9 protein-coding genes are annotated in these 11,819 nt (G+C 58.4%); 2 read left to right on the plus strand and 7 right to left on the minus strand.

The annotated features are described in order from the left end of the window. Positions 1-160: 160 nt before the first annotated feature. Positions 161-853, plus strand: coding sequence for a tetratricopeptide repeat protein (locus QZR17_RS07730; RefSeq protein ID WP_297129620.1), 693 nt, complete (start codon positions 161-163; stop codon positions 851-853). A gap of 66 nt (positions 854-919) precedes the next feature. Here QZR17_RS07730 and QZR17_RS07735 read toward each other — a convergent pair whose 3' ends face one another. From QZR17_RS07735 to queC, 3 genes are read right to left on the minus strand one after another with little or no spacing between them, the layout of a single operon-like run. Next, on the minus strand, positions 920-2,314 hold the full coding sequence (locus QZR17_RS07735; protein ID WP_297129622.1) for an arylsulfatase: 1,395 nt from the start codon (positions 2,312-2,314) through the stop codon (positions 920-922). Positions 2,315-2,325: 11 nt separating this feature from the next. Then, positions 2,326-4,707, minus strand: a complete 2,382-nt coding sequence (locus QZR17_RS07740) for a 4-alpha-glucanotransferase (RefSeq protein ID WP_297129624.1) — start codon at positions 4,705-4,707, stop codon at positions 2,326-2,328. Continuing rightward, positions 4,708-5,379 (minus strand): 7-cyano-7-deazaguanine synthase QueC, encoded by a 672-nt coding sequence (queC, locus tag QZR17_RS07745; protein ID WP_297129626.1) that lies wholly within the window; start codon positions 5,377-5,379, stop codon positions 4,708-4,710. Positions 5,380-5,727: 348 nt separating this feature from the next. Here queC and QZR17_RS07750 point away from each other — a divergent pair, with 348 nt between their 5' ends. Further along, the gene (locus tag QZR17_RS07750; RefSeq protein WP_297129634.1) at positions 5,728-6,414 is read left to right on the plus strand and encodes a class I SAM-dependent methyltransferase; all 687 of its coding nucleotides are present in this window, start codon (positions 5,728-5,730) and stop codon (positions 6,412-6,414) included. A 221-nt stretch (positions 6,415-6,635) separates the two neighbouring features. On the opposite strand, the gene QZR17_RS07755 is transcribed toward QZR17_RS07750, so the two are convergent. From QZR17_RS07755 to metG, 4 genes are all read right to left on the minus strand, one after another. Further along, on the minus strand, positions 6,636-7,652 hold the full coding sequence (locus tag QZR17_RS07755; RefSeq protein WP_070466778.1) for an ROK family protein: 1,017 nt from the start codon (positions 7,650-7,652) through the stop codon (positions 6,636-6,638). Positions 7,653-7,733: 81 nt separating this feature from the next. Further along, complete coding sequence (locus tag QZR17_RS07760; RefSeq protein ID WP_297129628.1) at positions 7,734-8,333, minus strand: hypothetical protein; 600 nt, start codon at positions 8,331-8,333, stop codon at positions 7,734-7,736. Positions 8,334-8,406: 73 nt separating this feature from the next. Next, positions 8,407-9,522, minus strand: a complete 1,116-nt coding sequence (gene mnmA, locus QZR17_RS07765) for a tRNA 2-thiouridine(34) synthase MnmA (protein WP_297129631.1) — start codon at positions 9,520-9,522, stop codon at positions 8,407-8,409. A 2-nt stretch (positions 9,523-9,524) separates the two neighbouring features. Beyond that, a complete protein-coding gene (metG, locus tag QZR17_RS07770; RefSeq protein ID WP_297129632.1) occupies positions 9,525-11,597 on the minus strand; it encodes a methionine--tRNA ligase in 2,073 nt (690 codons plus the stop codon). Positions 11,598-11,819: the final 222 nt, after the last annotated feature.

Genomic DNA, 11,819 nt, shown 5'->3' on the forward strand with positions numbered 1-11,819 from the left:
CAAACCCCCTTTCACCATCCTCCCCCTCCCAGCACATCAAAATGCGAATTAGCCCTTCAATGCCCTCGCAGTAAATAGTTAAGCCGGTCTATCGCTTTATCGGATTGTTTTTACTACCTTTGCGCAGTTAGTCCGTAGTCTATATATAAGAAGCTAACTCATGAGTAAGCAAAGCAATACCCAAGACCTCAATAAGGAGGCAACCTCAGCCGAGACCGGAAGTAGGGCAGAGGATTACATGAAGAAGAATAGGCGGACGCTTATCATCTGCCTCGTTGCTGCCATCGTAGTGATTGGCGGTATCATCCTCTATCGTAACGCTTATATGATGCCGCATCGGGCAAAGGCGGAGGAGCAGATCTTCCGTGCCGAGCAGCTCTTCGAGAGAGACTCATTTGAGACCGCTCTCAAGGGCAATGGTGCCGATGTGAAGGGTTTCCTCGATATCATTAGCGACTACGGCAATACTCCCTCTGGCAATGTGGCTCACGCCTACGCTGGTGTCTGCTACTACCAGCTGGGCGACTACCAGAGCGCTATCAAGCAGCTGGATAAGTTTAGCTCCAAGGACATGATGCTCCAGCCGAGCGTCATTGGTCTGATCGGTGACTGCTACGTCGAGGGCGATCAGTACGATAAGGCGGTCGGCTACTTCGAGGATGCAGCCAAGAAGGCTGACAATATGCTCCTCTCGCCGATCTATCTCATCAAGGCAGGTCTTGCTTATGAGGCTCTCGGTAAGACCGATAAGGCTAAGGAGGCATACACCAAGGTAAAGGAGAGCTACCCGTCCTCTCCCTCCGCTGCCAATGCTGAGAAGTACCTCCAGACACTGACTCTGCAGGGCAAGTAAGCTACTCTGACGATACCAAAAAGCCCCCCTTGCGACTTAGGTCGTGAGGGGGGCTTTTTTTTGCTATTATTTCTCCTGAGGGAGTAGCGGGAAGTCCTTGCTCGGCCGGTGCGACCGGTCGATCAGGTCGCCCAGTTGCCGGACCACCTCCGGGTAGTCGGCGGAGACATCCCGTAGCTCGCCCGGATCAGCGGAGAGATTGAAGAGCTCCTCGTACGTCCGCGAGGCGTCACTGACCTGCTGGCGGATCAGCTTCCACTGACCCATACGGACCGCCTGTCGTCCCCCCTCCTCGTGAAATTCCCAGTAGAGGTATGGGTGCTCCGCCTGTTCGCCCCGACCGAAGAGGGTAGGGGCAAAGGAGATCCCGTCGGTCTGCTCCTGAGGCATCGCACCGCTCAGCTCCCGGAGAGTCGGCATCACATCCCAGAAGGCAAGCACATGATAGGAGGTGCTTCCCGGCTTGATCACTCCGGGCCACACCGCGATGAAGGGGACCCGCACCCCTCCCTCGTAGAGGGCGCGCTTAAGTCCGCGGTAGGGACCATTGCCGTCAAAGAAGTAGGGATCGTGACCGCCCTCCTCGTGTGGCCCGTTGTCGGAGGTGAAGATGAATAGCGTCTCCTCGGCCAGTCCCTCCTCCCGTAGCACCTCGATCATCCTGCTGACGTCCCTGTCGAGGCGCCGGATCATCCCGGCATAGGTTGCCTTGGGCTGCGCCTCAGCGCGGTACCAATTTCCCTCAAAGGGCCGCTCGCAAAACGCTCCCTCAAAGGGCTCCCTATCCTCCTCCTCAGCATCCAGGTCAGCATGCGGCAGGGCGGGGGTGAAGTAGAGGAAAAAGGGTCGCTCCCGGCGCTTCCGGTCTCTCAGGAAGTCGATCGCATGGTCCATCAGCAGATCCTGAGCGTAGGTCTTCCCGTCCAAGGGGATCAGCGTCTCACCCTCGTGGAGAAACTCCGGTCTGTGACGGTGGGCATTCAGCTGCCCCAGGTAGCCAAAGAAGTAGTCAAAGCCCTGCTGCGTGGGAGCGCCCTCCGTGCCGGGACCGCCGAGACCCCACTTCCCGATGCAGGCGGTGTCGTAGCCGGCGTCTCTCAGCATCTCAGCGATAGTCACCTCATCATCGGCGAGCGGGTGGTCGTAGGTGTGGCCATCGGGATTGGCGGTATCCTTATTGCCACGGATAAAGGCATGACCGGTATGGCGGCCGGTGAGGAGCGACCCCCGTGAGGGAGCGCTGACGGAGCAGCCGGCATAGGCCTGAGTAAAAGTCATCCCCGCCTGAGCGAGGCTGTCCAGTGCGGGCGTCGGGATGTATCGCTGTCCGTAGGTGCCGAGGTCACCGATGCCCATATCATCGACCATAAAGAAGATGATATTGGGTCGTGACTGAGCAAAGCCCGTCAGGGACAGCGCCCCCATGGCCACTCCGGTGGCGATTCGTCCTCGTGTGGTCATACGTCTCTGCTTTACTTCAGTTGGCGAGGCAGCTCGGCAATGGTGCCGGGCATACGGTAGTCCCATACCTGCTTGGGATCCTCGGGGTGATTGATCTGCTCCTCCTCCGGTGGCACCTCCGATCCGTAGCCGGTCAGCGTCCACCAGTCCTGCATGGGGAGCACGAGCAGTACCGAGGGGGCAAGTCGCCTCAGTGCTCGTATCAGCCCTGCCGCCGAGGGATCATCAGCACAGCCATAGGCGCGAGCGATGTCCCACCTCATGGTATGGTCAAGCGAGCGCCACCAGTCGCGGAGCGTGCTGGTGTCGTGGGTCGATGTGGAGCCGACGCTGAGGTAGGGGATGTCATTGGGATGGGCATAGGGGCACCAGGACTTCTTCGCCATACGCACCACCTCGAGAGAGAGCAGCTCAAAGGTGTCCATCACCTCCCGCATACTTCCCGGGAGACTCCCCAGGTCCTCAGCGCAGAGGAGCATACGGGTGTCGGAGGTAGCGCCGAGGAGACGCTTGATGGCTGTTCGGCGCCAGAGCTCTTCGTTGCGGTGGTGGTGGTACTCCTCCCGTAGGTAGAGGATCAGCTGCTTCGCCTCCGCGCTCAGGGGACCAAAGTCGGGGTAGAGCTCCGGTGAGGGCGACGGATGATACTGCCCCTTCTCGTCCCTTGCACAGAGGCTCTCGACCCCTCGTACCTCATCCGGACGGTAGCCGAGTGCCGGCACGTAGTGTGCCTGTCGCTGGTCCGAGCTACTCTCAGGGATGCTCCATATGCGGAAGAAGCCGAGTATGTGGTCGATCCGTATCGCATCGAGGTGACGCTCCATCACGGCAAAGCGGTGGCGCCACCAGCGGAAGTCCTCCGCCTCCATCGCCTCCCAGTCATAGGTGGGGAAGCTCCAGTCCTGTCCATTGGCGGAGAAGACGTCCGGGGGTGCGCCTGCCTCCTTATCCAGGTGGAAGAGGTGGGGTGCCATCCAAACATCGACGCTATTTCGCCCCACACCGATGGGAAGATCTCCCTTGATCAGCACGCGGTGCCGGTGGGCTGTCTCAGTCAGACGGCTCAGTTGGTCATAGAGGAAGTACTGGATGAAGGCGTACCGAAGCACCTCGCGCTCCGCCTGAGCCCCCTCGATCGTCTTCGCCCGGAGGTACTCCTCCCGGACCGAGGTGTAGGTCGCATACTCGGTGACCGGCGTCCCCGGCTGACGATCCCTGAGGACGCAGAAGAGGCAGTAAGCGAGCAGGTCCTCCCCCTCCCGGGACATAAACGCCCGCACCTCCTCTATCGTCGGGTCATCGGCCCGATCGTAGCAGTAGTCGACCACCTCGCGCTTGAGCTGTCTCACACCGAGGTAGTCCACGCGCGGAAGAGCATTGAGCGCGGTGGCTCGCTTCTCCCAGCGGTGCCTGAGCGGTGCCTCGTCATATCCGGGCAGTCGCCGTACATCGAGGTAGAGCGGGTCCAGCCCGTAGGTGGTGATGGCGTTGTAGGGGTAGGAGTCGAGTGGGGTGCGGGTAAAGGTGGTGTCGTAGAAGGGGAGCATCTGGTAGAGGTGCTGTCCCAGCTCTGAGAGGTAGATGACAAAGTCCACCGCGTCGCCGAAGTCACCGATGCCGTAGGATCGCTCGGTACGCAGGGCGAAGAGTGGAGCCACCGTTCCCTCGATACTCTTCCGCTCCCAGGTGGGCTGAAGCACCGGCTCGTCGACAAAGGTGAGCGTGAGGGAGCGCCTCTCCTCCGGTCGGTACACTCTATTTGGCCCCTCCTCCCAGAGGATCGACCCGTCCCGCCTCCGGAGCACCACCTTATACTCCATCGCCGGCAGTCCCTCCATAGAGAGTGTGTAGCAGTGACGACAGGCCCGGAGTGGGATGCCGTGCATCGGGTCCCACACCCCCGCCTCCGTCGCAGAGCCCACGAGGAAGAGCTCACCATCGTAGACCTCCTGCCTCAGGAAGGCGATCACCTCCCCGCGCCGGCAGTCGAGGGCAGCCATGGGCTCACTCGTCCTATCTGTCAGCCCGAGCAGCCCACAGAGGGGCGGACTCATCAGCCGATGTGCGGGAGAGGGGGCGACCCACCGATCACGGATCACCACATTGAGTGGCACCGTCTCCGGCTCCGTCGCTCTCAGGCGGAGGGTATGGGGCATCGGGGCCTCTACAGCGATGATCTCCCCTCGCTCCACCACTCTATAGCTGTAGTGTAGCTCCTTGTGGCTGCGGACGGAGAGGGGCAGGTCGAGGGTCCAGAGCCCTATGGTGCGCTCCTCCATGGGGCGCTCCTCACCGTCTATCAGGCAGATAATGGTCTGCCCCTCGTGGGCGGTCTGGTAGGGTAGGACGAGGGTCAGCAGGATGCGCTGCTCGGTCACATTTTCTTTCTTCATCTACTCCGTCTCGTAGGTGGTTGGGTCGGTGATGCCCGCCTCCCGGAAGGCCTCGCGTCGCTCCTCGCAGGTGCCGCACTTGCCGCAGTGCTTCTCCCCGCCCTTATAGCAGGAGTAGGTGTCTCCGTAGTCCACCCCCAGCTCGGCACCACGGCGGACGATATCAGCCTTGGTGATCAGCGTGTAGGGCGCATCGATGATGACGCCATTGAAGGTCCCGGCACGCATAGCCCCGCTCATCTCTTGGATAAAGTCGGGCCTGCAGTCGGGGTAGATCGTATGGTCACCGGAGTGGTTGGCGAGCATTACCCGGTCCAGCCCCCGGCTCTCAGCCAGCCCGCAGGCGACGGAGAGCATGATCCCATTGCGGAAGGGGACGACCGTGGACTTCATATTCTCCTCATCGTAGGAGCCCTCCGGGATAGCCTCAGCTCCCTCGATGAGAGAGGAGTGGAAGTACTCCTTGATGAAGTGGAGCGGGATCACTAAGTGCTCGATGCCGAGAGCAGCGCAGTGGCGTCTCGCACAGGCGATCTCCCGAGCATTGTGATTACTGCCGTAGTCAAAGGTTACGGCCAGAGCGATCTCATCCTGCTTATCGTGCAGTAGCGTGACGCTGTCGAGACCACCGGAGAGGACGATGATGGCATCTTTTCTATTATTCTTCTTCATAGCTCAAATGTACGATTATTTAGGCTCACGGGAGGTCCCTCTGTAGCGCTGTGCGGAGGAGACTCCTGAAGAGGATGATATAGGGAGGGGGGCAGAATAGCCTCCTCACCTCCGGCAACTCTAATACCGATATTAGAGAATTCTAATACCGATAAAAGAAATCACTAATATCGGTATTAGCGATCGCTAATATCGGTATTAGATCGGAGCCTGGTGCTATGCGATTCCTGGAAAAGGTACACAGTTGATCGAGCATACCCCCAAAATCACTATTACTGGTGATTGCAGGAGTGAAGCAGGCATGGTATTTTCGTAAAATAAGAAATGAATATTTTTGACAAGAGGATAATGGCAAAGGAGCAAAGTAATTCCTATCAAGGGATGATGGATCATTATGACGACCTGTTGACAGGACGTAAGTGGTGGTCAAGGATATACTGGCGATTGATATGGAACGAGGACGCTAATCTCTTGGCTCAGAAAGTGCTTGATTTTATACCGGACGACTTTCATGGACGACTGCTTGACGTCCCTGTCGGCACTGCCGTTTTTACTGCGGAAAAGTACCGTCGGATGAGAGGTGCCGAGATTGTTGGTTTAGACTATTCGGATGAAATGATAGCCATAGCGGCTTTGCGGAAAGAAACAGAGGGGATAGCCAACCTGTCTCTGAGGCAAGGAGATGTCGGAGACCTTCCCTATCCCAACGAGTCCTTCGACTGCATCCTGTCAATGAACGGCTTTCAAGCTTTCCCGGATAAAGAGAAGGCCTTTGCCGAGATTTTTCGTGTGCTGAAGCCCGGAGGTTTCTTCTGCGGTTGCTTTTATGTCAAGGGTGAACGCCGATCGGCTGATTTCTTTGTCAAGAAAGTTATGGAGAGAAAAGGATTTTTCCGCCCTCCATACGACACCTTCGCTGAAGCCGAGAGCCGACTTAGAGGTATGTATGGCGATGACGTGCTGACAGAGAAAATGGCTTCCGCCTGCTTGTTTCGCTGCGTGAAACCACAGAGAGAAAACGCTGATAACGAGTAAGAGCTATTAGCGTAACAATCATTGACGAGGAAAACTTCCCCATTGCTTCTTCTCTCCCAAGGGTTGCCCCTCAACGCTTGTAAGCTACTGCGGGGCTCGTCGGCAACTACGCCCCGTGTGGACTATCACTACAGACGTATGATATGCCCATATACAAAAAAGCGGTGGAGCAAGGTCGTAACCCTGCTCCACCGCTGTAGTACTTGAGGACGCTGCCGAGGTTACACCTCGGGGTTCATATAGACGCTGTCCGGGTGGAGGTGTGTCGCCTCCCAGCCCATGGCTGCGGCACCAAGGATGGCGGCGTCGTTTTCCTTCAGCTCGCTGAAGACGATCTTCACCTTGCCCTTATAGATATTGAGGAGGTTCTCCTCCATGGCACGCTGTGTCGGCTTGAGGAGCAGGTCACCGGCATGGGTGAGACCACCAAAGAGGATGATCGCCTCGGGGCTGGTGTAGGCGACCGCATCGGCAAGTGCCTCACCGAGGATGGTACCGGTATTCTCAAAGATCTGGATTGCCAGCTTGTCGCCCTTCATGGCTGCGTCAAAGACATCCTTGGAGGTGATCTCCGCCGGATCGAGGTCGCGGAGCAGGGAGTCATCCTCACGGATAGAGAGGTACTCGCGTGCCGTGCGTGCCACACCGGTGGCAGAGGTGTAGGTCTCGAGACATCCCTGGCGGCCACAGCCACAGGTGCGACCATTGCGGCGGATCACGGTGTGACCCACCTCGCCGGCGAAGCCATCGTGCCCGTAGACCAGCTCGCCCCCGACGACGATGCCGCTACCGACACCGGTGCCGAGAGTAATCTCGATAAAGTCCTTCATACCGCGCGCCGCACCATAGGTCATCTCTCCGATGGCAGCCGCATTGGCGTCATTGGTGAGGACGACCGGGATCTGCAGCTCCTTCTCGAGCAGACCGGCGAGTGGGATCTTATCCTTCCAAGGGAGGTTGGGGGCAAATTCGATCGAGCCATTGAAGTAATTCCCATTCGGAGCACCGATGCCGATCCCGAAGATCTTATCCATCGTCAGGTCGATCTCCACCAGGTCGCGGATAGCTACCCCGAGGTCCTTGATATAGTCTCGGATGTCAAGGTGCTTACCGGTCTTGATGGAGCTGGTACGCAGGATGTTGCCGCGAGCATCCACGATGCCAAAGGCGGTATTGGTCCCGCCGAGGTCGATACCGATGACGTAGGGCTTAGACTCTATAGTTGGTTTGTTTGCCATGTGTTGGTTTCCAGGTTGTAGGTGGTGAGAGATAATCTTCCCCTCCCCGCACGGATGGTTGCCCCGGCTCGGGGCCGGAGGTCACTTGAGAACGAAGGGAGTCGGCATGTTGCCCAGGTTGAGGGCATCACGGAGGCTCAGATTGACTCGCCAGTTGTCATTTTCCCGCACGAGATTCATCGTCTGGGGAACCTCAAGGGTGGGGATATCGTTCTTGGCAATGTACTGCTTGATATTCTCCTTCATCGCATCGGGGAGGTCGGAGAGCGAGCTCATACGCTTGCCATTTGCCATCATCTGCTGCAGGATCTCAAGGCTGATATTCTCCTTGATGATCTTGTCCATATCGGGTACGGTGAGGACGTAGGTGACAGTGGCGGTCTCGCCATTTACGATCTCCTTGAAGCTAGCAGCCTTGAGCACATCGCGCGTCTCCGGCACGAGGTCAAAGAGCGCCTGAGCATCCCTCGGGAGGGTGTACTTGGTGATGAAGTTGTCGTACGTCATAGCGGTCTGATCAGCCTCGCAGAGGAGGTTGTAGAAGGCCTGCAGGTCGCCCTTGAGCTGAGCCTCGACAGCCTCCTTGGCGACATCCTTGGGGGAGGACTTACCGCAGCTGGTGAGCCCGAGAGAGAGCACCAGCGTCATAGCGATAGCCAAAATGGTATTGATACGTTTCATATCCGGTTTTTGATATTTATATGGGTGATATATTCCTAATCTGTGTACTAAGGTACTCCTTTTCTGATAAAAATTAAGGTTTTTCCTGCGGAATCTTATCCTGAGCGTCTCTCTGGAGTCCCTCGGCAATCACTCCGCTGCCATAGCAGAGGTGCTCCTCGGTGTCGTAGAGGGTGCAGAATTGCCCCGCAGCCACCCCCTGGATAGGCTCCTCGGCGACGACGCTGTGGCTCCCGTCAGTGTGGCGACGGAGCAACCCTCGGGTGAAGTCGGGCGTGTGGCGTACCTTAAGCGTCACCATCATCTCATCGGCTCCCTCGGGCATCGGATCGCCGGAGATAAAATTCATCGCCCCCAGCCGGATCAGGTCGCTGTACTGCATCTCGGTGTCGAATCCTCGGCTGACGAAGATCGTATTTGACTCCACATCCTTCCGGATTACGTACCAGGGACCACCACTCAGGCCCAGTCCTTTCCGCTGCCCGATGGTGTGGTACCAGAAGCCTCGGTGCTCGCCCAGCACTCGCCCGGTCTCCAGCTCCACAATCGGGCCGACCCGCTCTCCGAGATGCTCCCGGAGGAAGTCGTCGTAGTCGATCCTGCCGAGGAAGCAGATCCCCTGGCTGTCGTCTCTGTGGGCGGTGACCAAGTGATGCTCCTCGGCGATGGCTCGGAGTCGCTCCTTAGGGAGATCCCCGATCGGGAAGAGTGCCTTATGGAGCTGCGGGTAGGTGATCTGGGCAAGGAAGTCGGTCTGATCCTTGACCGGGTCTACCGCTGTCGCGAGGTAGTCCAGTCCACCGATCGTCTCCTTGCGGGCATAGTGCCCCGTCGCGATATGGTCGTAGGTGGAGCCGGTGTAGCTGTCGAAGGCGCCAAACTTGATCCACCTATTGCACATCATGTCCGGATTGGGCGTCAGGCCCCTCCGTACCGACTCCAGCAGGTAGCCGACCACATGGTCCCAGTACTCCCGGTGGAGATCGATCATCTCAAGCGGGAGATCGTACTTCCTCGCCAAGATCCGGACGATCACCTCATCATCCTCCGCCGGACATCCGGCGTAGCCCTCCTCCTTGGCTCCTATGCGGATGTAGAAGAGGTCAGGCCGTATCCCCTGCTCGAGGAGACGAACCATTGCGACGGAGCTATCGACACCGCCGGAGAGGAGAAGGGCTGTCGAGGGCATGATTACGAGAGTCGGCTACCCGGGCGGACCTCCTTGGAAGTGGTCGCTACGGAGAGCGTGCCGTCGGGCTCTACAGCGCTCAGGATCATACCATTGCTCTCCAGCCCCATCATCTTGCGGCCGGCGATGTTGGCGAGGAAGAGTACCTGCTTGCCTACCAGCTCCTCGGGATGCTCGTAGTAGGCAGCAAGTCCGGAGAGGATCTGTCGACCACCGAGACCATCATCGAGCTTGAAGCGAAGGAGCTTCTTGGACTTCGGTACCCGCTCGCACTCCAGCACGGTGGCGACACGGATGTCGATTTTCTCAAAGTCATCAAAGGGGATCTCCTCATCGATCGGGTCGACAGTCAGGTGTGCGGCTGCCTCAGCTTCCTTGGCTGCGAGAGTGGCCGCCTTGGCAGCGAGGAGCTTCTGCTTCTGTGCCTCGACCTGATCGTCCTCAATCTTCTCGAAGAGCAACTCCGTCTTGCCCAGCCGGTGACCCGCCTTGAGGAGGTCAGTCTCACCGATCGCCTCCCAGTCGACCTGCTCGTCCATAGCGAGCATACGGCGGAGCTTCGCCATCGAGAAGGGGAGGAAGGGCTCGAGGAGCAGCGCACTATTGGCAGCGATCTGGAGGGCTACGTTGAGGATCGTCCCGGTACGCTCGGGGTCTGTCTTGATCACCTTCCACGGCTCGAGGTCGGCGAGGTACTTATTCCCTAAGCGGGGCAGCTCCATGGCGGTACGCTGAGCATCGCGGAAGTGGAAGTCCTCGATGAGTCGGGCGGTCTCCTCGCGGATCTCCCTCATCTTGGCGAGTACCTCCCTGTCCTCATCCGTCAGCTCGGCGGCGGGTACCTTTCCGTCAAAGTGCTTCCCCGTCAGCACCATTGCGCGATTGACGAAGTTGCCGAGGATGGCCACCAGCTCGCTATTGTTGCGGGATTTGAAGTCCTCCCACGTGAAGTCGTTGTCCTTGGTCTCAGGAGCGTTGGCAGTCAGTACATAGCGCAGGACGTCCTGCTTGCCGGGGAAGTCCTCGAGGTACTCGTTGAGCCAGACGGCCCAGTTCTTCGATGTCGAGATCTTGTCTCCCTCGAGATTGAGAAACTCATTGGAGGGCACATTGTCGGGGAGTATAAAGGAGCCCTCAGCCTTAAGCATAGCGGGGAAGACGATACAGTGGAAGACGATATTGTCCTTCCCGATGAAGTGGATCAACCTCGTCGAGGAGTCCTTCCACCAGGTCTCCCAGCTGTCGGGGAGTAGCTCGCGGGTATTGGAGATGTAGCCGATCGGGGCGTCAAACCAGACGTACAGCACCTTCCCCTCCGCGCCCTTGACCGGCACGGGGATGCCCCACGAGAGGTCGCGGCTCACGGCGCGAGGCTTCAGCCCCATGTCGAGCCAGCTCTTGCACTGGCCGTAGACGTTGGGGCGCCACTCCTTGTGCTCCTCGAGGATCCACTTGGAGAGCCAGTCCTGATAGTCATTGAGCGGGAGGTACCAGTGGGTCGTAGGACGCTTCACAGGGGTGGATCCGCTCAGCTTGGAGTGGGGGTTGATCAGCTCGTCCGGACTCAGCTCAGAGCCACACTTCTCGCACTGATCGCCATAGGCCTCCTCATTGCCACAGCGGGGGCAGGTGCCGACGATGTATCGATCGGCGAGGAACTCTCCCGCCTCCTCGTCGTAGTACTGCTCGGTCGTCTGCTCGATAAACTTTCCCTCATCATACAGCTTGCGGAAAAAGGCGGATGCCGTCTCCTCGTGGATCTTGGACGAGGTGCGGGAGTAGATGTCGAAGGAGATCCCGAAGTCCTCGAAGGACTTCTTAATAATGCTGTGGAACTGATCTACCACCTCCTGCGGGGTGATGCCCCGCTTCTTGGCCTGAAGGGTGATCGGCACACCGTGCTCATCGGAGCCACAGACAAAGAGCACCTCCCGTCCGCGCAGTCTCAGGTAGCGGGCGTAGATGTCTGCCGGCACGTAGACGCCGGCGAGGTGACCGATGTGCACCGGCCCATTGGCGTAGGGCAGTGCGGCGGTGATGAGTGTTCGCTTGAAGTGACTATTATCCTGACTCATAATCTATGATACCTTATATTATATGGGTCACAAAGGTACCACTTTTCGCTGACTGCCTTGTCGCTCTCACAAGCGCCATCCGAGCATCTTCCTCAGGCTCGGCATCGGTAACCTGAGCATTGAGGCGTGCTGTAGCGGGGTATCAGGGGCGTAATAAGTCTTTTGTGGGCTAATTCGCATTTTGATGTGCTGGGAGGGGGAGGAAAATAGAGATTACCTTTG

The sequence above is a fragment of the uncultured Porphyromonas sp. genome, from assembly GCF_900541275.1.
In the GTDB taxonomy this organism is placed as follows: domain Bacteria; phylum Bacteroidota; class Bacteroidia; order Bacteroidales; family Porphyromonadaceae; genus Porphyromonas_A.